This window comes from Lapillicoccus sp. (genome assembly GCF_039935575.1).
Classification (GTDB): Bacteria; Actinomycetota; Actinomycetes; order Actinomycetales; family Dermatophilaceae; genus Lapillicoccus.
The window spans coordinates 29,627-51,593 of the sequence record NZ_JBDTKA010000139.1 but is presented as its reverse complement, the minus strand read 5'-3'; the positions used below and the strand labels follow the sequence as shown (position 1 = coordinate 51,593).

The window sequence follows — 21,967 nt, the reverse complement described above, 5'->3', positions numbered from 1 at the left end:
TGAGCCGCTGCTCCATCGGGTGGGTGGGCGGGTCGTCACCGACGCAGTGGCGTCGGGCGACGTCGAGGTCGGCTGGCCGGGAGGGCCGACCGTACGCGTACGCCTCGACGCCGCGGCCGCCTCGACGACCATCTCGGCCAACCCGGACAGTCCATCCGCCCCCGCCGAACCCGCTTCGCTTTCGGACGGCTTGGCGCGTCTGATCGCCGACGTCGAGCGTGAGCTCGGGGGCGACCTCGCCGACCTGGCGCGGGACGGCAAGCAACGTGCGGTCCGGCTGCTCGAGGAGCGCGGCGCGTTCGAGATGCGGCGCTCCGCCGAGACGGTCGCCCAGGCCCTCGGCGTGACCCGCTTCACCGTCTACAACTACCTCAACAGGGCGGGCCGTTCGTCCGCCTGACCGTTGGTCAGCGTCCACGAACTGGTTTCAACAAACCGTTGACGCCCGCGTTTCAAGTCCCTACAGTTTCCGTCATTCGTAACAGCGATTCCGCATCCCGGTAGTTTCCATTGCATCTTTCAAGGAATCAGGTGTGACATGACAGCGACACCCACCCTCCCCCGCCCGCCCGAGTCGCCTGCGAAGCGACCGGTCCACCCCGTCGACGAGATCCTCCCCGTCCCCAAGCTGGCGATCTACGGCTTCCAGCACGTCCTCGCGTTCTACGCCGGTGCGGTGATCGTGCCGATCCTGCTGGCGAACCAGATCGGGCTGAGCACCCAGGAGCTCATCCACCTGATCAACGCCGACCTCTTCACCTGCGGGATCGCCTCGATCATCCAGTCCGTCGGGTTCTGGAAGATCGGCGTCCGGCTACCCCTCCTGCAGGGCGTGACCTTCACCGCGGTCTCACCAATGATCGCGATCGGTCTCGCCGCCGGCGGTGGCACCGAGGGCCTGCTTGTCATCTACGGCGCGGTCATCGTCGCCGGCCTGTTCACCTTCCTCATCGCCCCCTACTTCAGCCGGCTGATCCGCTTCTTCCCACCCGTGGTCACCGGGTCGGTCATCACGATCATCGGTATCGCGCTGCTCCCGGTTGCCGCCGCCGATGCCGTCGGCGGAGCCGGCCCCACCCTCGACCCGACCAGTGGGCGCAACCTTGCCTACGCGATGGGCACCCTCGCGCTCATCGTCCTCATCCAGCGGGTCTTCAAGGGGTTCATGGCCACGGTCGCCGTCCTGGCCGGCCTGGTCATCGGCACGGGTGTGGCCTGGGCGCTCGGTGACGCGCACTTCGACACCGTGGGCCAGTCCTCGTTCTTCGGGCTCACCACTCCGTTCTTCTTCGGCTGGCCGAAGTTCTCTGCCGCCGCGATCATCTCGATGATCGTCGTCATGCTCATCACCGCTGTCGAGACGACCGGGGACGTGTTCGCCACCGGTGAGATTGTCGAGAAGCGGATCACCAAGGACGACATCGCCCGTGCGCTGCGGGCTGACGGCCTGGCCACGACCCTGGGCGGCATCTTCAACTCCTTCCCTTACACCTGCTTCGCCGAGAACGTCGTCCTCGTGCGGCTCACCCGAGTCCGCAGTCGGTACGTCGTCGCGACGGCCGGCGCGATCATGATCGTCATCGGGCTGATCCCCAAGGCCGGAGCCATCGTGGCCAGCATCCCCCACCCGGTCCTCGGCGGTGCCGCCCTCGCGATGTTCGCGACCGTCGCTGTCGTCGGCATCCAGACCCTGTCGCGGGTGGACTTCCACGACCATCGCAACGTCGTGATCGTCGGCACCGCCCTCGGCCTGGCGGTCTTCGTCACCGTGCAGCCTGACGTGGCCAAGGCGGTGCCGAGCTGGGCGCAGATCATCTTCGGCAGCGGCATCACCCTCGGCAGCATCACCGCCATCGCCCTCAACTACGTCTTCCACCACGTGGGAAACAACGACGGCCCGGCCGTGGCAGGCACACCCGGAGACTCGGTGCGCCTGGGCGAGGTCAACGCGATGAGCCAGGAGGAGTTCCACACCACGTTCGGCTCGATCTACCAGGGTCCGTCCTGGGCGGTCGACCAGGCCTGGGAGCGGCGGCCCTACAGCGACACCCACGACCTGCGGCGGGCGTTCCAGCAGGCGTTGTTCTCATCCACGGACGAGCAGGAGCGCCACCTGATCGCCTCCTATCCCGACCTCGGCTCCGAGGCGGTCGCGAGCGGCCTGACCGGCGAGAGCTCGATTGCCGAGCAGTCCTCGCTGGGGTTGACCATCCTCGGCGACTCCGAGAACGACGAGCTGGGGCAGCTGACCGCCGCCTACCGTGAGCGGTTCGGGTTCCCGCTGGTCATGTCGGTCCGCGACCGTGAGTCCTACGAGCATCTCCTCGCCGAGGGTCGCGACCGGCTGGAGAACTCGCCCGCCCAGGAGCATGCCACCGCGCTGGTCGAGATCTCGCGCATCGCGAGCCACCGGTTCGACGACCTGCTCGCGGGCGCGAACCCGATCCACAGCGCCCGGCAGCGGCGATGAGCGACGACGCACCGGACGTGGGGCGCTTCGACGCTCTGCGCAGCGAGGAGGCGAAGGCCCTGCTCGGGACCTGCCTCGACGTGCCCCGGTGGGTCGCCGTGATCGAAAGCGGTCGCCCGTATGCGTCGTGGCCGGCTCTGCGAGCGGCCGCGACCACGGCCGCTGACAGCCTGACCGAAGAAGAGGTCGAGACCGCGCTGGCCCGCCACCCGCGCATCGGGGAGCGGGCCGGCGCCGGCCACGACGCCGCGCACTCCGAGCGCGAACAGTCGGCGGTCGACCCGCAGGACCGCGAGGTCGCAGCGCGGCTGGAAGCCGGCAACTCCGCATACGAGGACCGTTTCGGACGGGTCTTCCTGATCCGGGCTGCCGGTCGGTCCGCGCAGCAGATCCTCGCCGAGCTGGACCGGCGCCTCAGCAGCTCGGTGGAGCAGGAACAGGCCGAGACCGTCACCCAGCTGCGCGAGATCGCTCTGCTGCGGCTAGAGAGCGTGGTCTGAGGTGGCCGGTCGCCTGGTCCTCGACGGCGGCACGGTCGTCACGATGGACGGGGTGAGGACCGAGTATGCGTCGGGTCACGTCGTCGTCGAGAACGGCCGGATCGCGGCCGTCGGGCCCGGCCCGGCACCCGCGGTCGACGGGGCGCAGGTCGTCGATGTTCGCGGGTGCGTCGTCACCCCCGGGCTGGTCAACACGCACCACCACCTCTACCAGTGGGTCACTCGTGGGCTCGCGGTCGACGCGACTCTTTTCGAGTGGCTGACTACGCTCTACCCCGTCTGGGGCTGCATCGACGAGGAGACCGTCGGCGCAGCAGCGACCGCCGGCCTGGGCTGGTTGGCCCGGACCGGGTGCACGACCACGATGGACCACCATTACGTGTTCCCCGCCGACGGGGGCGACGTGCTGGGGGCGGAGGTCGAGGCGGCCCGTGTGGTCGGGCTCCGGTTCATGCTCACCCGGGGGTCGATGGACCTGGGCAGGTCAGCGGGTGGACTTCCGCCCGACCACGTGGTGGAGGGCATCGACCAGATCCTGGGCGCGACGAGCGAGGCCGTTGACCGGTTCCACGACCCCTCCGCAGACTCAATGCTGCGCGTCGGAGTCGCGCCGTGCTCACCGTTCTCCGTAACAACGCAGCTGCTCACCGAAGCCGCGAGCCTCGCACGGGACAAGGGAGTGCGGCTGCACACCCACCTGGCCGAGACGCTCGACGAAGACACGTTCTGCCGCGAGCGGTTCGGCTGCGGACCAGTGGACTACATGGCGTCCCTGGGGTGGTTGGGAGACGACGTCTGGTTCGGGCACGGCGTCCATCTCGACGACTCCGCGATTGCGTTGATGGCCGCGACGGGGACGGGCGTGGCGCACTGCCCGTCCTCGAACGCGCGGCTCGGTGCGGGTATCGCTCGGCTGCGTGACCTGAAGGACGCCGGAGTTCCGGTAGGGCTGGGTGTCGACGGAGCCGCGTCGAACGAGGCGTCGTCGTTGCTGGAAGAAGCCCGCCATGCCCTGCTGTTCGCCCGGGCGCGAGGTGGCCCGCAGGCTTTGACGGTGCGAGATGCGTTGGAGGTCGCCACGATCGGTGGCGCCCGCGTACTGGGCTGGGACGAGCAGATCGGGTCGCTCGAGGTCGGCAAACAGGGCGACGTCGCCGTCTGGCGGGTCGACACGCTCGCGCACGTCGACATCGTCGACCGGGTGGCCGCACTCGTCCTCGGGGACCGCCCGCCCCTGGAGCTGCTGCTCGTCGCTGGGGAACCCGTCGTCGAGCGCGACCGCCTGGTCCGCGTCGACGAGCAGCAGGTGACCGACGCCTCTCGCGAGGCCGGCCGACGCCTCCTGGTCAAGGCCGGCGTCGCAGGATGACCGCGACAGCCGGCCTCTCTCGGCCCTGTTCAACAGAACGTTGAAACGCTACGATGGCCATCATCTCCGCGGCCGGGCGTTCTGCATGGATCACCACCCGGCCGTCGCACGACCTCAACCATGCCGCCCTCCCCGACACGTGACGTCGGAGCGGATGATCGAGCCAACGGCGGCGCGACAGGAGACGAGATGAGTACCACCCCGATGCAGGTGACCGTCAACGGTCGGACCCGACCACTCGACGGTCTGGCGGCGAACACCACCGCCCTGAACTGGCTGCGCGACAGCGGTCTCACCGGCGCCAAGGAAGGGTGCGCTGAAGGCGAGTGCGGGGCCTGCTCGGTGCTCGTAGCCCGTCCCGACTACCACGACGGCGCTACGCGGACGCAGTGGACGGCCATCAACTCCTGCCTGATCCCGATGGCCACCCTGGACGGCCAGGAAGTCGTCACGGCCGAGGGGCTCGGCACCTCGAGCGACCTGCACGTCGTCCAGCGCGAGATGGCGGTCCGCGGTGGTTCTCAGTGCGGCTACTGCACGCCCGGGTTCGTCTGCAGCATGGCCGCGGAGTACTACCGGGCCGACCGCTCGGCCACACCCCAGTCCGCCGACAACCCCGACGACCTGGATCCCAGGGAGTCCGGCGAGACGGTCGAGCACGAACACGGACCCAACGGGTTCGACTTGCATGCGCTCTCCGGCAACCTGTGTCGGTGCACCGGCTACCGCCCTATCCGCGACGCCGCGTACGCCTTGGGTACGCCCGCCGAGGACGACGCGTTCGCAGCCCGATGCCACTTCGCGCCGCCGGCCGTCGCACACACGCGCCTAGTCGCACCGGACGGCGAGTTCGTCCGACCCATGACCTTGTCCGAGGCGACCGCGCTGATCGCCGAGCACCCAGACGCCGTGCTGGTGGCCGGATCCACCGACTGGGGCGTCGAGGTCAACATCCGCGGGGTCCGGGCCGCGTACGCTATCGGCGTCGACCGGCTGCCCGAGCTGCGGACCTTCAAGATCGAAGACGAGTGGATCGAGCTCGGCTCAGCGTTGACGCTCACGGAGATCGAACGCCGTCTCGACGGGCGGATCCCGTTGCTGGCCCAGGTCTTCCCCCAGTTCGCGTCCCGCCTGATCCGCAACGGCGCCACGATCGGCGGCAACCTCGGCACCGGCTCCCCGATCGGCGACATCCCGCCCGCACTCCTGGCCCTCGAGGCAGTGCTGGTCCTCGCATCCAACGCAGGCGAGCGCGAGGTGCGACTCGCCGACTACTTCACCGGCTACCGACAAACGCTGCGGCGACCGGACGAGGTCATCCGTGCGGTGCGGATCCCGTTGCCCCTGGCTGGGATCACCGCGTTCCACAAAATCGCCAAGCGCAGGTTCGATGACATCTCCAGCGTTGCCGTGGGTTATGCGCTCGAGGTAGTCGAGGGAGAGGTCGTCACGGCCCGTATCGGTCTGGGTGGGGTGGCGGCCACCCCATTGCGGGCTCGCGCCACCGAGGAGGCACTCGAGGGACGTCCTTGGACCCGCGCCACGGTCCGCGAAGCAGCCGCGATCCTGCGCCGTGAGGGCACCCCCCTGGACGACCACCGGGCGAGCGCGGCATACCGGTCGGCGATGCTCGGCACGTCGCTGCTCAAGCTGCATGCCCGGAACCCCAGCGAGACCGACTCTGCCACGGAGGTAGGAGCATGAGCACCCTTTCCGAGCGCCCGATCAATCCCGTTGTCGGAGAGGCCATCCCGCACGAGTCCGCCTCCCTTCACGTCACTGGTGAGGCGCTCTACACCGATGACCTCGTCGGCCGCACCAAGGACTGTCTGCACGCCTACCCCGTCCAGGTGATGCAGGCCCACGCCCGGATCACGCGGATGGATACGGCCCCGGCCCTCGAGGTCCCGGGGGTTGTCCGCGTGCTGACCGCCGCGGACGTCCCTGGTGTCAACGACGCGGGCATCAAGCACGACGAGCCGCTGTTTCCCGACGAGGTCATGTTCTACGGACACGCGGTCTGCTGGGTGCTCGGCGACACGATCGAGGCCGCTCGCCTCGGCGCCGCTGCGGTCGTCGTCGAGACCGACCCGCTTCCTTCGCTGGTTACCGTCCGCGAAGCCATCGCTGCCAAGAGCTTCCAGGGCGCCCAGCCGCACATGGAACGCGGCGACGTCGAGGCCGGTCTCGACCAGGCTGCGCACGTGTTCAGCGGCGAGCTCGACTTCGCCGGTCAGGAGCACTTCTACCTCGAGACGCACTGCGCCCTCGCCCTGGTGGACGAGAACGGCCAGGTGTTCGTCCAGAGCAGCACCCAGCACCCGTCCGAGACACAGGAGATCGTGGCGCACGTCCTCGGTCGCTCGAGCAGCGAGGTCACGGTCCAATGCCTGCGCATGGGCGGCGGTTTCGGCGGCAAGGAGATGCAGCCACACGGGTTCGCCGCCATTGCCTCGATCGGCGCGATCCTCACCGGGCGCCCGGTCCGGCTGCGCCTCAACCGGACGATGGACATGACCATGTCCGGCAAACGCCACGGGTTCCACGCGGAGTGGCGGGTCGGTTTCGACGAGGAGGGACATCTGCTGGCCCTCGACGCCACCCTCACCTCGGACGGCGGCTGGAGCATCGACCTGTCCGAACCGGTCCTGGCGCGTGCGCTGTGCCACATCGACAACGCCTACTGGATCCCCAACGCCCGCGTGAACGGGAGGATCTCGAAGACCAACAAGACCTCTCAGACGGCGTTCCGCGGGTTCGGTGGACCCCAGGGCATGATCGTCATCGAGGACATCCTCGGCCGGTGCGCCCCGCTGCTCGGCATCGACGCCATGGATCTTCGCCGTCGCAACCTCTACTCGCAGGGCCAGACCACTCCTTATGGCCAGCCCGTCCGGCACCCCGAGCGAGCCACGGCCGCCTGGGACCAGGTCATCGGCTCGGGTGACGTCACCCGTCGATGCGAGGAGATCGCCCGGTTCAACGCCGAGCACGACGACGTCAAACGCGCCATCGGCATGACCCCGGTCAAGTTCGGGATCTCCTTCAACCTCACGGCGTTCAACCAGGCAGGCGCTCTCGTTCACGTCTACAAGGACGGGTCGGTGCTGATCAACCACGGCGGCACCGAGATGGGCCAGGGGCTGCACACCAAGATGCTCCAGGTTGCGGCGACGACCCTCGGCCTCCCCCTGCACCGGGTCCGGCTCGCCCCGACCCGGACCGACAAGGTGCCCAACACCTCTGCCACCGCAGCCAGCTCGGGCGCCGACCTCAACGGAGGGGCCGTCAAGTCCGCCTGTGAGCAGATCAAGGCGCGGCTTCTCGAGGTGGCAGCCCAGACGCTCGGCATCTCACCCCATGACGTCCGCATCGAGGCCGGGGAGGTACGCGGCGTCGCTTACACCAGCAAGCGGATCAGCTGGGAGGAGCTGGTCACGACGGCGTACTTCCGGCGCGTCCAGCTGTTCGCGGCCGGGTACTACCGCACCGAGGGTCTGCACTGGGACTCCTCGACCATGCAGGGCGAACCGTTCAAGTACTTCGCCTACGGGGTGGCCGCGACCGAGGTCGAGGTCGACGGTTTCACCGGCGCATACCGGACCCGGCGCGTCGACATCGTGCACGACGTGGGGGACAGCCTCTCCCCGCTCGTCGACCTCGGTCAGATCGAGGGCGGATTCGTCCAGGGCGCCGGCTGGCTCACCTTGGAGGACCTGCGGTGGGACGAGAGCGACCGGCCGAGCCGAGGTCGCCTCGCGACCCAGGCGGCCAGCACCTACAAGCTGCCGAGCTTCTCCGAGATGCCGGAGATCTTCAACGTCACGCTGCTCGACCAGGCCCACGAGGACGGGGCGGTCTACGGGTCCAAGGCCGTCGGTGAACCGCCGCTGATGCTCGCCTTCTCCGTGCGGGAGGCGCTGCGCCAAGCCGCGGCCGCCTTCGGACCGGCCGGCATCAGCGTCGACCTGGCGTCTCCCGCTACTCCCGAGGCCGTCTACTGGGCCGTCGAGCAGGCCCGCCGGGCAACCGAGCACGGCCACGTAGACGAGGGGTATCCGGGAGTGGTCCCGGACCAGCCCGGCATCGGCTCGCACCCCATGCAGCCGACGTCCGAGGCGTACGAGCGTCCCGTGCCGGCTCGGGTCTAAGGAGGAGGAGGTGAACTGGGTCTCCGCCGTCGACTCGCTGCGCCGAGAGCGCCGACCGGGAGTGCTCGTGACGCTGGCGACCGTGCGTGGGCACGCGCCCCGAGAGGCGGGCGCCAAGATGGTGGTCTCCGCCGACCAGACCTGGGACAGCATCGGCGGGGGGAACCTCGAGGCAACCGCCGTCGAACGGGCTCGCGCGTTGCTGACCGACGGTGCCCGGCTGCCCGAGTTGATGTCAGCCCAGCTCAACGAGCGCGCTCTCGCGGACCACGGGGTGCAGTGCTGCGGTGGCGAGGTGACCGTGCTGCTCGAACCTCTCGCCGTCGTCCCGTCCATCGCCGTGTTCGGTCTCGGCCATGTCGGGGTCGAGCTCGCCCGGATCCTCGCTCGCCACGACGTCGAGCTGCACCTGGCTGACTCCCGTGCGACGTATGCCAGTTCGGGCGCTCTGCACAGCGCCACCCTCGACGCAGTGGCCCGGGTGGTCGTGCATCACGCACCTGTCCCGGAGCTCGTCCTCGGTCAGGTGCCGCCGGGAACGCACGTCCTGGTGATGACGCACGACCACGCCGAGGACGTCGCGCTGTGCGACGTGGCGCTGCGCTGCACCCATCTCGGAACCATCGGGCTGATCGGGTCGTCGGCGAAGTGGCGCCGGTTCCAGGTCCGCCTCTCCGAGGAGGGTCACTCCGCGGCGGATCTCGACCGGATCACCACGCCGATCGGGCTGCCCGGCATCACCGGGAAAGACCCGGCCACGATCGCAGTGAGTGTCGCCGCCGATCTGGTGCGCATCATGCAACGCGAGCACTCCCAGCAGGTTTCACGATGACGATCTATCGCGGGTCTGTACTCGACACTCCGGAGAGCCCGTTCACCGGCGGTGTCCTGCGATCCGAGCAGGACGCCGGGATCCTCGTTGTCGACGGGGTGATCTGCGAGCGGGGCGACTTCGCCGCGACTGTCGGCGCACACCCCGACGAGGAGGTCGTCGACCTGCGCGGTGGTGTCGTGCTCCCAGGGCTCGTGGACACGCATGTCCACTACCCCCAGGTGCGAAGCATCGGTGCCCTCGGTATGCCGCTGCTCGAATGGCTCGAACGCAGCGCCTTGCCGGAGGAGGCCCGACTGGCCGAACCCGCATACGCCCGAGCGGTGGCACACGAGTTCGTGTCGGGACTGGTGGCCGCCGGGACGACGACTGCGCTTGTCTTCGGCTCGCACTTCGCGGGCGCTGTGGACACGCTCTTCACCGAGGCGTCCCGAGTGGGAGTGCGGATGACGACTGGGCTCGTCGTAAGCGACCGCGTCCTGCGCCAAGACCTTCTGTCGACGCCCGCTCGCGCCTACGACGAGGGACGGGCGCTTGCGCAGAAGTGGCACGGCACCGGGCTGAACCGGTATGCCGTCACGCCGCGGTTCTCGCTCTCCTCCACCGACGAGATGCTCGAGTCGTGCGCTGCGCTCGACAAGGACGTCGAGGGCCTTTGGTTCACGTCGCACGTCAACGAGAACCTCGCGGAGGTCGAGCAGGTGGCGCAGCTCTTCCACACGTCGATCGACTACCTCGATACCTACGATCAGGTCGGGTTGGTCGGCCCCAGAAGCGTTTTCGCCCACAACGTCCACGTCACCGACCGTGAGCTCGCACTGTTGGCGGCCCAAGGCGCCGCCGTGGCCCATTGCCCGACAAGCAACTCCGCCCTCGGCAGCGGCCTCTTCCCGCTGAAGCGCCACGTCGAGGCGGGGGTCCACGTGGCGCTGGGCTCGGACGTCGGGGCGGGCACGGGTCTGTCGCTGCTCAAGGAAGGGCTACAGGCGTACTTCATGCAACAGCTGCTGAATGAGCGCGGGCTGCCCCTCACACCCGCACACCTGTTGTACCTGGCCACGCGTGCCGGTGCCCAGGCGCTCGGTCTGGACAACCTCGTCGGAGACCTGTCCATCGGTCGCCAGTTCGATGCCCTCTGGCTCCAGCCGCAGCCCGGCAGCACCCTGGCCCATGCTCTCGAGCACGCGCACGACGCGGACGACGCTCTCGCGAAGGTCTTCGCAATGGGAACGGTGTCCGACACCGCCGGGGTGTGGGTGGCCGGACAGCGGTTGACCGGCTGACCGCTCCGGCCAGCCTGGGCCGAACCCAGGCTGGCCGGAGTCGGGGGTGGGTCAGTCCTTGAAGACGTCCTTGACCTTCTCGCCGGACTGCTTGATGTTGCCGGACGCCTGGTCTGCCTGGCCCTCGGCCTGCATACCCTCGTCGTCCTTGGCGCCGCCCACGGATTCCTTCACCTTGCCCTTGGCGATCTCCGCCTCGTTCTTGGCCTTGTCCATCAGTCCCATGAGGTGTCCTCTCGACGGTGGTGCGCACCTCGCGGTGCGAGGCGCAGGCTCGTCAGTGCGTCGTCAGGACGACGGCGCCTGCTGCCTCTCGACAACGTACCCCGCGCCGGGCAGGACGAAACGTCCAGCAGCCCCGGTGAAACCTTGCGTTGGGTCCGGAAAAATGATGTATTCCACCTAGCGGTCCAGCAGTGGCGCCGCGGGCGAAACGCTACCCAAGGAGCGTCACTGTGGCTGTATCGGGCACCCCCGAGACCCACCCGTCGCGCGAGCGCACCGATTTCCTGCTCGCCGACCTCGCGTCACTCACGTCTGCCACTGCCGGCGACCTCGCTCGGCGCAGCGAGGTGGAAGAGACGATCGTCCTGCTCAACCTCGCACTGGCCGACTCGATCGCGTCCCGTTACATCGGTCGAGGGATCGACCGGGACGACCTGGTCCAGGTGGCCCGGATGGGCCTGGTCAAGGCGGTCCAGCGCTACCGCTGCGGCCTGGGCGACTCGTTCGCGGGTTTCGCGGCACCCACCATCTCGGGCGAGATCAAGCGGCACTTTCGCGACGCCGGCTGGATGGTGCGACCGCCACGGCGGTTACAGGAGCTGAGCGCCCAGACACGCGAGGCGGAGGCGAGCCTCGAGCAACGCCTGCATCGACCGCCTACGGTCGAGGAGGTCGCCAGCACGTTGGGCGTCGCGCCGACCCAGGTCGCCGAGGCTCACGCCGCCGCGTCCAGCTTCCACGCCCTGTCCCTGGATGCCCCGCCCGTCGGGGGGGACAATGACACGACCGGCCCGGGTGGCGTCCACGAGACTCTCAGCGAACGTGGCGATGACCCGTATGCCGCGGTGGAGGACGGCGACTGGCTCGCCCGGGGGATCGCCCAGCTGACGGAGCGGGAGCGTCTCGTCCTGCGACTGCGGTTCGTCGAGACGTTGACCCAGTCCGAGATCGCGGAACGCATCGGCGTCAGCCAGATGCAGGTCTCCCGCATCCTGCGGGCCACCCTCCGGCGGGCGCGGCTCGTCCTCGAGAGCAGCATGGTGAGGCTCGCCTGAGCCGCTCCCAGACAACACGCGGGAGCCGGCAGGGCCGGCAGGACCCACGCATGCGCGGCGGGCGGAATGTCTGACGCATACTGGGGTGGGCCCGCAGGGTCCTCCCCAGCTCCCCAGACCCCGGAGGCTACGAACCCGTAATGACCACCGAGTCCCAGGCATGCACCAAGGCCAGCAGCGACCGTCACCTGGCCGGCATCTTCGCCGAGCTCGCCAACGTCATCTACGACGACGCACAGGACTACGAGTCGACGTTCCGCAACATCGTCGAGGCCGCGGTCACGGTGGTCGAGGGCTGCGACCGGGCCAGCATCATGCAGATGCGCAGCGACGGGAGCTTCGCGACGGCGGTCAGCACCGACGACGTGGCGGCCTACGTCGACAGGCTGGAGCGGCAGTTCGGCGAGGGTCCTTGCCTCGACGCGATCGTGGACAACGCCCCCCAGTTCGAGCCGGACCTCGCCGCCTGCACACAGTGGCCCAACCTGTCGCGGGCCGTGCTGAGCGAGACGCCGGTGCGGGGGGCGGCCGGGTTCCGGATCCTTGCGGGTAACCGCAAGGTCGGGGCGCTCAACCTGTTCTCCGACACCGTGGGGGCGCTGAGGGAGGAGAGTGGCGACGCGGCCATCGTGCTCGCGGCCTTCTCCTCGGTGGCAGTCTCCGCGGCCCATCACCGCAACGAGGCGACCACCCTCGCCGCAGGTATCGAGAGCAACCGCGAGATCGGCAAGGCGGTCGGGCTGCTGATGGCCTTCCACAAGATCGGCGACGTCGAGGCGTTCGCCATGTTGCGCAAGACGTCTCAGGACATGAACATCAAGCTCGCGGAGGTGGCGCGCAAGGTTGTCGCCCATCACAACGCCGGACGTTCGGCTTGACTCATCTCTCGATGTGACCCGCTCGACCTGCGCCCTGTGGTCCTAGCGCCGAAGCGGCACCGAGTCGTACTGTCACAAGGTCACCGGTGGCGCCCTGCAGGCCCGTCCTTTCGTCGCCGGTGGCGGCTGTGGACCAAGGGCGCCGATGCGGAGGAGGATGTTGAGCAGGTTGAGTGAGCATCGGTGTGAGCTGCTCGACGGCGGGGATCGCGCCTGCGGCGAACTGCTGTTGGTGCTTGCCGCCCGGGTGCGCACGCTTGCGCCAGGCGCTCACATTCGCCTGGTCGCGACCGACCCCGCGGCGGCGATCGACCTCCCTTTCTGGTGCCACCTGACCGGGCACTCCTATCTGGGCAGTGGGCTGCACGATGACGACCGGCCCTACTATGACGTTCGAATCGCTGCCCGGGCGCGGGCCACCCAGCCCGACCGTCCTTGGCGGCTGCAGCAACCGCCTGGCAGTCCCACCCCCCACGAACAAGAAGGCCACCAATGACATCCATGAACGGACTCGTCGTCAACCTCACGCACTCGGTCGATGACCCGGATCGTTGCAGTGTCGCGATGGTCGTGGCCGGCGCCTCGGTTGCGTCCGAACAGAAGACCACGGTCTTCCTCTCGTCCGAGGGGACGCGGCTGGCTGCCAAGGGCGTCGCAGACGAGCTGCAGGAGGACGGCTTCGCACCGATGAGCCAGCTGGTCTCGACGTTCGTCGACGCCGGGGGCACCTTTCTCGTGTGCAGTCCGTGCGCCAAGAAGCGCGGCATCACAGCGGACGACCTGATTCCCGGCGCGTCGATCGTCGGCGGCGCCACTCTGGTCGCCCTGCTTGCCGACGGCGCCGCCTCGTTGTCCTTCTGAGCCCGGCGCGCTGATGTCATCCACGCAAACCACGCCTGCGGCCGAGTTCGACGGGGGGGACATGGACTGCGGGAGCGGATTGCTGTTGGCCATCACGACCCGCATGCGCGGCATCGACGAGGGCCAGGTGCTGCTGCTGCATACCAGCGAGCCTTCGGTGTTGGCCGACCTGCCCGCCTGGGCACACCTCGCCGGACACGAGCTGCTGCAGGTCGCCGACCACGGTGACGGGGCAGGACCGTGGGACCTGTCGGTGCGACGTGGGCGACCGCGGCAACGGTCCGAGCCCGTCGACACGGTCGAGTACTCCGCCGGCGCCCCCGCCCCTCTGGGAACCCGGCTGTGGTTGTACTCGAACTTCCACTGCAACCTGGCCTGCACCTACTGCTGCGCCAGCTCCTCACCCCGGGCGGACCCCCGGTTGATGTCGGTAGCGGTGGCCGCAGCAGCAGCCGCCGAGTTCGCAGCTCAGGGCGGCCGAGAGCTGCTCGTCACGGGCGGCGAGCCGTTCTTGCATCCCCAGATCGGAGACCTGCTCGCGGTGACTTCGGCATACGTCCCGGTCACCGTGCTCACCAACGCCATGGTGTTCGAGCGAGGCCGACGTCGCGCTGCGCTCGAGTCGCTCGACCGGGACACCGTGACGCTCCAGGTCAGTCTCGACTCCGCTTCGCCGGGCCTGCACGACCGTCAACGCGGCGCTGGGTCGCATACCAAGGCCGTGGCTGGCATCCGGCTCGTGCGACAGCTCGGCTTCCGGGTGCGCGTAGCGGCCACCTACGCCGCACACGAGGCCGCCGACGCCGGCAACCTGGACCAGACGCTCGCGGAGCTGGGTATCGACCCTGACGACCGCCTCATCCGACCGGTGGCCAAGGAAGGTCATGCCGACAGCGGCGTCGTCGTCAGCATCGACACCGTCGAACCGGAGCCCACACTCACCGCCGACGGCGCCTGGTGGCACCCTGTAGCGGTCACCAACCCCCAGCTCAAAGTGGCCGACGCACCTCTCCCGCTGAGCCATGTGCTCGACGTCATGCGTGACGTCGTCGCCGTCCAGGAACAAGCGGGCGCGCAGGGCCGGGCCGTCTTTCGCTGCACCTGAGCGACGACCAGCCCTTAGGCTGCCGAGCATGCCTCGAAGCCTGCGTAAGGTCGCCCTGCTCACCGCCGGTGGGTTTGCCCCCTGCCTCTCGTCCGCGGTCGGTGGGCTGATCCAGCGGTACACAGCCGAGCTGCCCGACGTCGAGATCATTGCCTACCAACACGGCTACCACGGTGTGCTCACGGGCACGTCCCTCGTCGTCGACCACGAAGCCCGGGCCAAGGCGTACCTGCTCCACGAGTACGGCGGCAGCCCGATCGGCAACAGCCGGGTCAAGCTGACCAACGCGGCCGACCTGGTGGCGCGGGGGCTCATCCAGGAGGGCGACGACCCGCTCGAGGTGGCAGCCGAAAGGCTGCGCGCCGACGGGGTCGACGTCCTGCACACCATCGGCGGCGACGACACCAACACCACCGCCGGAGACCTCGCCGCCTTCTTGCACGAGCAGGACTACGACCTCACCGTCGTGGGCCTGCCCAAGACGATCGACAACGACATCATCCCGATCAGGCAGTCTCTCGGGGCGTGGACCGCCGCCGAGCAGGCGTCGAGGTTCGCCCAGAACGTCCTTGCCGAGCACGGCGCGAACCCGCGCATGCTCATCGTCCACGAGGTGATGGGCCGCGGCTGCGGATGGCTCACGGCGGCGGCGGCAGAGCGCTACCAGCAGTGGCACGCGGGCCGGGACTGGGTGCCGTCAATCGGTCTCACGCCGGAGCGGTGGGCCATCCACGCGGTCTACGTCCCCGAGGTCTCCATCGACATGGACGCCGAGGCAGCCCGGCTGCGCGCCGTCATGGACGACATCGGCTGCATCAACATCTTCCTGTCCGAGGGCGCTGGTGTCCCTGAGATCGTCGAGCAGCTGGAGGCGGCCGGCGAGGAGGTCCCGCGCGACCCGTTCGGGCACGTCAAGCTGGACAAGGTCAACCCCGGTCAGTGGTTCGCGAAGCAGTTCGCCCATCTCGTGGGGGCCGAGAAGACGATGGTCCAGAAAAGCGGTTACTTCTCCCGCTCCGCCCCGGCGAACGATGAGGATCTCGCGCTGATCCGCGACATGGTGGTCGTGGCGGTCGAGGCAGCCAGAGCCGGGGTGTCCGGTCTCGTGGGCCAGGACGAGGAGCGCGGAGACGAGCTGCGGGCGATCGAGTTCGAGCGGATCGCCGGGGGCAAGAAGTTCGACACGTCCGTCGACTGGTTCCAGACCGTGCTGAAACACACTGGCCAGATCTGAGCGAGGTCGGTCAGACCGGCCACTCCCGTCGGGCGGCGCCGTCCCACCGCCGTATGCCGGTGGCCAGCACCGGATCCCCGTCACGGTCCCCACCATGGTCGGTGGCTACGGCCACCACGGCGTGTACCCGGGCCAGTGCCTCCGCACCCACGCGGGGGGCGAGGGTGACGTGCGGGGTCCAGCGCTCCGGCGTCGTGAGGCTGTCTGCCGGCACCCCGCAGACTCCGGCGACCCGGGCCTGGAGTGCACGCATACCGGCCGACGGTTCGACGAGCCGAACCACCGTCCAGGGTCCATGGCCGAACTCGGCGACGCGACCCCACGTCCCGGCCACCGGCAGCTCGCCGACCTGCGCGGGGAGCAGGTCGTCGGCGTCGGCAGGCAACGCGCCCACCGCGACCAGGGTGAGGTGTGGTCGGTTGCTGGGCGCCAGATGCCGCGCCTGGGACGGGAGGCCCGCGGCGGCCAGCGCCTGCCAGACCGCCCGAACCCGGCGCTCAACCTCCCGGTCCAGCAGCAGCTCGACCGACTGGACGGTCACGTCACCTCACCGTCCGTCTTGCGAGCTCAGGAGATGTCCCGGAAGAAGTCGTCCCACTCGCGTTCCAGGTCGTCCGTCGAGTGCGGCGCCAGCGGGTCGGCCGTGTATACCGAGGCGTCCGCGAGACTCTGCAGCCGGATCGACGGGATGCCGACGTACGCCCAGGTGACGAGCCTCTCGTCGACGACGGCATGACCGACCTGGATGCCGAGGATGTCGCGGGCATGCGCCTGAGTAGCGCGTCCGTCCACGACGACCGCACCGGACTGCCAGGACTCCGCGTCGTGTTCTGCCTGCGTGAGTAGCTCGCGCCAACCGGTCTGTTCGGGAGGTTCCGGACCCCAGAAGTGCATACCCCCGATCACCAGGAATGCCGCACCGGACCTGGCCCGTCGCTCGAGCGGCCAGCCTCCGTTCGGCACCATCTCGGTGTTCACGACCACGCGCGCCTCGTGACCGGTGCGCCAGCCGAGGCTAACGCCGTCGGCCGGCATCGAGACCTGTCCATTGAAGTTGAGCAGCCAGCGTCGTCCCGTGTCGACCAGGTCCGCAGCCACTGTGCAGGTGTCCATCTCGAGGAGCGTGAAGGTCGGCGGGACGTAGTAGCGGGCTCTGTCGAAGACCTGCGGGGGCTCTGGGGTGGGCGTGGAGCTGGGCACGTCTCCACGTTAACCAGGTCGGCTTATGCCTGCCTCAGGGACGACCCTGAGCGAACCCTGGACCACATCTGACACCGAGTCGCGTGCGGCTGCCGTTGCACACCTGCCCGGACCGAACTCATATTGTTGCGGGTTCCGGCTGTTCCGGTGTCCGAATTTCCCGGGAACATGTGAGTCCGGTCGCCGGGAACGTGAGTCCGGTCGTGTCGCCGGCCTTAGTGTCCTTGGCGTAGTAGTACAGCAGCCGCGACCGAGCTGCGGGTGCACACCCGCGACGGAGCAACGCTGGCAACCGTGTCGAGGAGAAGCACCTGACCAGGCGGACAACCGACCGTCTCGTCGTGGCAACGGCCGCATACAGTCGAGCGATGCGCATCGTCTCCCTCCTGCCGTCGACGACGGAGATCCTCTTCGCACTCGGGGCCGGTGACGACGTGGTCGGTGTGACCTTCGAGTGCGACTATCCCGTCCAGGCCCGCGAGCGGCGGATCGTCTCGACCTCTGCGCTCCCCGAGGGGCTGACCGCCGCCGAGATCGACCGAGTGGTCGTCGAGCGGCTGCGGGCCGGCGAGGACCTCTACCACCTCGACGCCGGCGCGCTCTCCGGACTCGACGCCGACCTGGTCGTCACCCAGGACCTCTGCGCCGTCTGCGCCGTGGACGTGTCCGTCGTCGACGAGGCGCTGGCTCATCTTGGCTGCCGAGCGGACGTCCTCACGGTCGACCCCCACACGCTCGACGAGGTGTGGCGGTCCGTGGCGCTGCTCGGAGACGCGACCGGCCAGCAGGACCAGGCCCAGTCGATCGTCGACGGGCTCATGACGCGGCTCGACACCGTGGAACGGCTCGTCCGGGGCCGCTCGCGCCCTCGAGCCCTGGTCCTCGAGTGGACCCACCCTCCGTTCGCGCCAGGCCACTGGGTCCCCGAGATGGTCGACCGGGCGGGCGGGGTCAACGTGATCGGCGCTCCTGGCGAGAAGTCGTTCCGCACCACCTGGCCGGTCGCGCTGGCCGGCCGACCGGAGCTCGTGGTGGTCGCTCCCTGCGGCTACCACCTCGACGGCGCGGCCGACCTCGCCGCAACCCTGGTCGCCGAGGGTGAGCTGCCCGACGGCATACCGGTATGGGCGGTCGACGCCAACGCCTCGTTCGCCCGCCCGGGTCCTCGGCTGGTCGACGGCATCGAGGCCCTCGCCGCGATCTTCCACCCCGCAGCAGTCGGTGACCCCGACCCGGCCATGGCCCGTCAGGTGGCGTGACGGCCAGGCTCTCCCCGGTGGAGCAGACCAACCGCCTGATGCTCCGGGCCCGGGACGCCATGGACCGTTCGTACGCCGAGCCGCTCGACGTCGCCGCGCTCGCGACCCTGGTGCACTCATCGAAGGCGCACTTCACCCGCACCTTCCGGGCCACCTTCGGCGAGACTCCGCATCGTTACCTGCAGCGCAGGCGCATCGAGCGTGCCATGTTCCTGATGCGCACGACCGAGCTTGACGTCACGCGGATCTGCATGGCGGTGGGCTACTCGAGCCTGGGGACCTTCAGCCGCACCTTCCGGGAGGTCGTCGGCCAGTCCCCGACGGCATACCGCCGCGACGTCCAGCCGCTCGACGCCCCCGGCTGCTTCGTCATGCGGTGGACCAGACCGAGCGGCTGACCCGAGCAGTTTCGGAGAAGCGACCCGCCGGTATGCCTGCCTAGCCTGGGGCCCATGATCACTCACAAGCGCCTCTCCTCCATCTACGTCCTCGACCAGGACGAAGCCCTCGACTTCTACGTGGGCACCCTCGGGCTCGAGGTCGGCACCGATGCCGACCTCGGCTTCATGCGCTGGCTGACGGTGCGCGTCCCCGGCAGCACCGAGGAGATCTTCCTCGAGAAGCCGGGCCAGCCGGCGCACGACGACGTGACCGAGGCGCAGGTCCGCGAGCTCGTCACCAAGGGCGCCGGCGGTGGCTGGCTCGGGTTCGGCACCGACGACGTCCAGGGCACCTTCGACGAGCTGAAGGCCAAAGGCGTCGAGATCACCCAGGAGGTCATCACCCAGGGCTACGGCACGGACTTCGCGATCCGGGACCCCTTCGGCAACCACATCAGGATCGGTAGTATCGCCTGAGTCCCGTTGCGCCGCAGCGCTAGTCGTAGGCGACGTCAGTCGGTGAGGAAACCCAGCAGATCAGCCCGGGTGAGCACGCCGACCGGCTTGCCCTCGTCGACGACGAGGATGCCGTCGGCGCTCTCGAGCTCGTGCCGGGCGACGCTGACCTTCTCACCTGAGCCGACCAGCGGCAGTCCGGGCTCCATGTGGGTCTCGACCGAGTCGGCGAGGTGGGCCTTGCCGGTGAAGAGCAGCTCGAGCAGGGCTCGCTCGCTCACCGCACCGGCCACCTCGCCGGACATCACTGGCGGCTCGGCCTTGACCACCGGCATCTGCGAGACGGCGTACTCACGCAGGATGTCGATGGCCGTGCGCACCGTCTCGGCCGGGTGCGTGTGCACCAGGGCCGGCAGAGCCCCGGACTTGCTGCGCAGCACGTCGCCCACGGTCGTCTCGCCGTCGGCGTTGAGGAACCCGTAGGAGCTCATCCAGTCGTCGGAGAAGATCTTGGAGAGGTACCCACGGCCGGAGTCGGGCAGCAGCACCACGACGACCGCCTCGGCCGGCAGCCGGCGTGCCACGCGCAGGGCGGCGACCACCGCCATACCGCAGGAGCCTCCGACGAGCAGCCCTTCCTCACGGGCGAGGCGGCGAGTCATCGCGAAGGAGTCGGCGTCCGAGACCGGCACGACCTCGTGGACGACGGAGGGGTCGTATGCGCGTGGCCAGAAGTCCTCGCCGACCCCCTCCACGAGGTAGGGCCGTCCGGACCCACCGGAGTAGACCGAACCCTCGGGGTCGGCTCCGATGATCCGCACCCGGCCGTCGGAGACCTCACCCAGATAGCGACCCGTGCCCGTGATGGTCCCGCCCGTCCCGATGCCGGTGACGAAGTGGGTGATCTCTCCGTCGGTGTCGGACCAGATCTCGGGACCGGTCGACGCGTAGTGGCTGTTGGGTCCTTCCGGGTTGGAGTACTGGTCGGGCTTCCAGGCGCCGTCGATCTCGCGGACCAGCCGGTCGGAGACCGAGTAGTAGGAGTCCGGATGCTCCGGCGAGACGGCCGTGGGGCAGACGACGACGTCGGCGCCGTAGGCCTTGAGCACGTTGCGCTTGTCCTCGCTGACCTTGTCCGGGCACACGAACACGCAGTGGTAGCCGCGCTTTTGGGCAATGAGCGCCAGTCCGACGCCGGTGTTGCCCGACGTGGGCTCGACGATCGTGCCGCCCGGTTGGAGGGCACCCGACTTTTCGGCCGCGTCGATCATCGGCAGCGCGATGCGGTCCTTCACCGACCCGCCGGGGTTGAGGTACTCGATCTTGGCCAGGACCGTGCAGACGATGCCCTCGGTGACCGAGGACAGCTTGACGAGAGGCGTGTGACCGACGAGGTCGGAGATGTGCTCGGCGTACTTCACGGGATTGATTGTCCCTCCTTTGTTGTCACCAGACGTACGCACTCCCGATACCGGTCCGTTGTGTAAACCGGGGTGTGGGCGTCAGAGTCGCGTCGTACGGTGGAGGACCGGAACGGGAGCCGGGATCGAGAACGTCGGCAACACGGCAGGGGGTGCGGGATGGGACGAGCACGGCGGGCGCGACGCATCGCCCAGACGGCCGCCTACGGTGGCGGGTTCGGGGTGGCCGGGATCGGGGCGATCGGGGCGGTCGGGTACGCCCTGATCAAGGCCGAGGCGTTGCTGGCCAAGCGGGCCGTGGGGATTCTCCCGGGTAAGGCGCCGGACGACGACGCGCTCTACGGCTCCGGGCCGGGCACCCCCCTCCAGATGGTCGTCCTGGGCGACAGCAGCGCAGCCGGGCTGGGGGCCGAGCGCATCGACCAGACGATCGGCGCCATCGTGGCCACCGGAGTCTCGGCCTTCAGCGGCCGGCCGGTGCGGCTGACCAACGTGGCCGTGGTGGGTGCGACGTCCGCCGACCTCGACCTGCAGGTCGCCAACGCCCTGGACCTGGTGGCCCGACCAGACGTCGCTGTCCTGCTCATCGGCACCAACGACATCACCCACCGGATCGACAAGTCGATCGCCGTCCGTCACCTCGAGGAGGCAGCACGCCGCCTGCGCGCGTCCTCCGCCCAGGTCGTCGTGGGCACCTGTCCCGATCTCGGCACCATCCAGCCGATCGCCCAGCCGCTGCGAGCCATCGCCCGACGGTGGAGCCGCGACCTCGCCGCCGCCCAGACCGTGGCCGTCGTCGAGGCCGGCGGGCGCACGGTCTCGCTCGGTGACCTCATCGGCCCCGAGTTCGCGGCAGCACCGGGAGAGATGTTCAGCACCGACCGGTTCCACCCTTCACCGGCCGGGTATGCACGGGCGGCCGCGGCGATGCTGCCGAGCGTCTGCTCGGCGCTGGGTCTGTTCCCGCAGGAGGCCGGCAGCTCGTTCGGGCTGCAACGCGGCGACGTCGGGCAGCAGGTCCGTCCGGTCTCCCGCGCCGCCACCCGCGCCGTCCGAGACCCCGGCACCGAGGTGAGCCCCACCCAGATTGCCGGCGAGACACGGGGGCCGCTGGGAAGGTGGGCCATGGTGCTCCACCGCGTGCGGCTCCCCCACCCAGGCCGCACGCAGGACCCATCGATGGGTCAGACGCAGCAGGTCGACTCGGCGAGCTGATCTCCCGCCCCGACGTCCTGCGTCATCCTGCGACGGCCTGCGTCATCCTCGGTCATTACTGCCACCGTCGCGC

General features: G+C 69.2%; 22 protein-coding genes. 18 read left to right on the top strand and 4 right to left on the bottom strand.

All coding sequences use genetic code 11. The features are described from left to right. The 8 genes from ABI385_RS16675 to guaD all read left to right on the top strand — a co-directional run. A partial coding sequence (locus ABI385_RS16675; protein WP_348104883.1) for a helix-turn-helix domain-containing protein occupies positions 1-400 on the top strand: 400 nt, incomplete at its 5' end. A gap of 138 nt (positions 401-538) precedes the next feature. Continuing rightward, the gene (gene uraD / locus ABI385_RS16670; RefSeq protein WP_348104882.1) at positions 539-2,470 is read left to right on the top strand and encodes a 2-oxo-4-hydroxy-4-carboxy-5-ureidoimidazoline decarboxylase; all 1,932 of its coding nucleotides are present in this window, start codon (positions 539-541) and stop codon (positions 2,468-2,470) included. After that, positions 2,467-2,970, top strand: a complete 504-nt coding sequence (gene uraD, locus ABI385_RS16665) for a 2-oxo-4-hydroxy-4-carboxy-5-ureidoimidazoline decarboxylase (RefSeq protein WP_348104881.1) — start codon at positions 2,467-2,469, stop codon at positions 2,968-2,970. Before uraD (ABI385_RS16670) ends, uraD (ABI385_RS16665) begins: the two co-directional genes overlap by 4 nt. Before the next feature lies 1 nt (position 2,971). Then, on the top strand, positions 2,972-4,339 hold the full coding sequence (locus ABI385_RS16660) for an 8-oxoguanine deaminase (RefSeq protein WP_348104880.1): 1,368 nt from the start codon (positions 2,972-2,974) through the stop codon (positions 4,337-4,339). A gap of 189 nt (positions 4,340-4,528) precedes the next feature. After that, on the top strand, positions 4,529-6,043 hold the full coding sequence (locus tag ABI385_RS16655; protein WP_348104879.1) for an FAD binding domain-containing protein: 1,515 nt from the start codon (positions 4,529-4,531) through the stop codon (positions 6,041-6,043). Beyond that, positions 6,040-8,490, top strand: a complete 2,451-nt coding sequence (gene xdhB, locus ABI385_RS16650) for a xanthine dehydrogenase molybdopterin binding subunit (RefSeq protein ID WP_348104878.1) — start codon at positions 6,040-6,042, stop codon at positions 8,488-8,490. Before ABI385_RS16655 ends, xdhB begins: the two co-directional genes overlap by 4 nt. Positions 8,491-8,500: 10 nt before the next feature. Continuing rightward, positions 8,501-9,322 carry a xanthine dehydrogenase accessory protein XdhC gene (gene xdhC / locus ABI385_RS16645; RefSeq protein WP_348104877.1) on the top strand — a complete coding sequence of 274 codons (822 nt, stop codon included), beginning with the start codon at positions 8,501-8,503 and terminating at the stop codon, positions 9,320-9,322. After that, positions 9,319-10,605 carry a guanine deaminase gene (guaD, locus tag ABI385_RS16640; protein WP_348104876.1) on the top strand — a complete coding sequence of 429 codons (1,287 nt, stop codon included), beginning with the start codon at positions 9,319-9,321 and terminating at the stop codon, positions 10,603-10,605. The genes xdhC and guaD overlap by 4 nt, the downstream gene beginning before the upstream one ends. Before the next feature lie 51 nt (positions 10,606-10,656). Here guaD and ABI385_RS16635 read toward each other — a convergent pair whose 3' ends face one another. Next, positions 10,657-10,830, bottom strand: coding sequence for a CsbD family protein (locus ABI385_RS16635; RefSeq protein WP_348104875.1), 174 nt, complete (start codon positions 10,828-10,830; stop codon positions 10,657-10,659). A gap of 230 nt (positions 10,831-11,060) precedes the next feature. Here ABI385_RS16635 and ABI385_RS16630 point away from each other — a divergent pair, with 230 nt between their 5' ends. The 6 genes from ABI385_RS16630 (at position 11,061) to ABI385_RS16605 (ending at position 15,963) form a co-directional block, all read left to right on the top strand. Beyond that, complete coding sequence (locus tag ABI385_RS16630; RefSeq protein ID WP_348104874.1) at positions 11,061-11,885, top strand: sigma-70 family RNA polymerase sigma factor; 825 nt, start codon at positions 11,061-11,063, stop codon at positions 11,883-11,885. 140 nt (positions 11,886-12,025) lie between these two features. Then, positions 12,026-12,763, top strand: coding sequence for a GAF and ANTAR domain-containing protein (locus ABI385_RS16625; protein WP_348104873.1), 738 nt, complete (start codon positions 12,026-12,028; stop codon positions 12,761-12,763). Between the two features lie 169 nt (positions 12,764-12,932). Then, positions 12,933-13,259 carry a sulfurtransferase TusA family protein gene (locus ABI385_RS16620; protein ID WP_348104872.1) on the top strand — a complete coding sequence of 109 codons (327 nt, stop codon included), beginning with the start codon at positions 12,933-12,935 and terminating at the stop codon, positions 13,257-13,259. Further along, positions 13,256-13,624 carry a DsrE family protein gene (locus tag ABI385_RS16615; protein WP_348104871.1) on the top strand — a complete coding sequence of 123 codons (369 nt, stop codon included), beginning with the start codon at positions 13,256-13,258 and terminating at the stop codon, positions 13,622-13,624. Before ABI385_RS16620 ends, ABI385_RS16615 begins: the two co-directional genes overlap by 4 nt. 13 nt (positions 13,625-13,637) lie before the next feature. Beyond that, positions 13,638-14,729 (top strand): radical SAM protein, encoded by a 1,092-nt coding sequence (locus ABI385_RS16610; RefSeq protein WP_348104870.1) that lies wholly within the window; start codon positions 13,638-13,640, stop codon positions 14,727-14,729. A gap of 28 nt (positions 14,730-14,757) precedes the next feature. After that, positions 14,758-15,963: a pyrophosphate--fructose-6-phosphate 1-phosphotransferase gene (locus tag ABI385_RS16605; RefSeq protein ID WP_348104869.1), complete on the top strand. Its 1,206-nt coding sequence runs from the start codon at positions 14,758-14,760 to the stop codon at positions 15,961-15,963. Positions 15,964-15,973: 10 nt separating this feature from the next. Here ABI385_RS16605 and ABI385_RS16600 read toward each other — a convergent pair whose 3' ends face one another. Further along, positions 15,974-16,504, bottom strand: coding sequence for a 2'-5' RNA ligase family protein (locus ABI385_RS16600; protein WP_348104868.1), 531 nt, complete (start codon positions 16,502-16,504; stop codon positions 15,974-15,976). A gap of 26 nt (positions 16,505-16,530) precedes the next feature. Further along, the gene (locus tag ABI385_RS16595; protein WP_348104867.1) at positions 16,531-17,163 is read right to left on the bottom strand and encodes a hypothetical protein; all 633 of its coding nucleotides are present in this window, start codon (positions 17,161-17,163) and stop codon (positions 16,531-16,533) included. Positions 17,164-17,531: 368 nt separating this feature from the next. On the opposite strand from ABI385_RS16595, the gene ABI385_RS16590 reads away from it, so the two are divergent. Genes ABI385_RS16590 through ABI385_RS16580 form a run of 3 tightly spaced genes read left to right on the top strand, consistent with a single transcriptional unit; the run spans position 17,532 to position 19,279 of the window. Next, positions 17,532-18,422 carry an ABC transporter substrate-binding protein gene (locus tag ABI385_RS16590; protein ID WP_348104866.1) on the top strand — a complete coding sequence of 297 codons (891 nt, stop codon included), beginning with the start codon at positions 17,532-17,534 and terminating at the stop codon, positions 18,420-18,422. A 17-nt stretch (positions 18,423-18,439) separates the two neighbouring features. Continuing rightward, entirely contained in the window at positions 18,440-18,820 is a 381-nt protein-coding gene (locus ABI385_RS16585; RefSeq protein WP_348104865.1) for an AraC family transcriptional regulator, read from the top strand. 54 nt (positions 18,821-18,874) lie between these two features. Next, entirely contained in the window at positions 18,875-19,279 is a 405-nt protein-coding gene (locus ABI385_RS16580) for a VOC family protein (protein ID WP_348104864.1), read from the top strand. A gap of 35 nt (positions 19,280-19,314) precedes the next feature. Here the strand turns inward: ABI385_RS16580 and ABI385_RS16575 are convergent, their stop codons facing one another. Continuing rightward, positions 19,315-20,679, bottom strand: a complete 1,365-nt coding sequence (locus ABI385_RS16575) for a cystathionine beta-synthase (RefSeq protein WP_348104863.1) — start codon at positions 20,677-20,679, stop codon at positions 19,315-19,317. A gap of 159 nt (positions 20,680-20,838) precedes the next feature. On the opposite strand from ABI385_RS16575, the gene ABI385_RS16570 reads away from it, so the two are divergent. Beyond that, positions 20,839-21,894: an SGNH/GDSL hydrolase family protein gene (locus ABI385_RS16570; protein ID WP_348104862.1), complete on the top strand. Its 1,056-nt coding sequence runs from the start codon at positions 20,839-20,841 to the stop codon at positions 21,892-21,894. The last annotated feature ends 73 nt before the right edge of the window (positions 21,895-21,967 follow it).

What these genes read in the sequence shown, in the direction of transcription:
- uraD (WP_348104882.1), top strand. Translation starts at nt 539, where the DNA reads ATGACAGCGACACCCACCCTCCCCCGCCCGCCCGAGTCGCCTGCGAAG.
- uraD (WP_348104881.1), top strand. Translation starts at nt 2,467, where the DNA reads ATGAGCGACGACGCACCGGACGTGGGGCGCTTCGACGCTCTGCGCAGC.
- ABI385_RS16655 (WP_348104879.1), top strand. Translation starts at nt 4,529, where the DNA reads ATGAGTACCACCCCGATGCAGGTGACCGTCAACGGTCGGACCCGACCA.
- xdhB (WP_348104878.1), top strand. Translation starts at nt 6,040, where the DNA reads ATGAGCACCCTTTCCGAGCGCCCGATCAATCCCGTTGTCGGAGAGGCC.
- guaD (WP_348104876.1), top strand. Translation starts at nt 9,319, where the DNA reads ATGACGATCTATCGCGGGTCTGTACTCGACACTCCGGAGAGCCCGTTC.
- ABI385_RS16635 (WP_348104875.1), bottom strand. Translation starts at nt 10,830, where the DNA reads ATGGGACTGATGGACAAGGCCAAGAACGAGGCGGAGATCGCCAAGGGC.
- ABI385_RS16625 (WP_348104873.1), top strand. Translation starts at nt 12,026, where the DNA reads ATGACCACCGAGTCCCAGGCATGCACCAAGGCCAGCAGCGACCGTCAC.
- ABI385_RS16615 (WP_348104871.1), top strand. Translation starts at nt 13,256, where the DNA reads ATGACATCCATGAACGGACTCGTCGTCAACCTCACGCACTCGGTCGAT.
- ABI385_RS16610 (WP_348104870.1), top strand. Translation starts at nt 13,638, where the DNA reads ATGTCATCCACGCAAACCACGCCTGCGGCCGAGTTCGACGGGGGGGAC.
- ABI385_RS16605 (WP_348104869.1), top strand. Translation starts at nt 14,758, where the DNA reads ATGCCTCGAAGCCTGCGTAAGGTCGCCCTGCTCACCGCCGGTGGGTTT.
- ABI385_RS16590 (WP_348104866.1), top strand. Translation starts at nt 17,532, where the DNA reads ATGCGCATCGTCTCCCTCCTGCCGTCGACGACGGAGATCCTCTTCGCA.
- ABI385_RS16580 (WP_348104864.1), top strand. Translation starts at nt 18,875, where the DNA reads ATGATCACTCACAAGCGCCTCTCCTCCATCTACGTCCTCGACCAGGAC.
- ABI385_RS16570 (WP_348104862.1), top strand. Translation starts at nt 20,839, where the DNA reads ATGGGACGAGCACGGCGGGCGCGACGCATCGCCCAGACGGCCGCCTAC.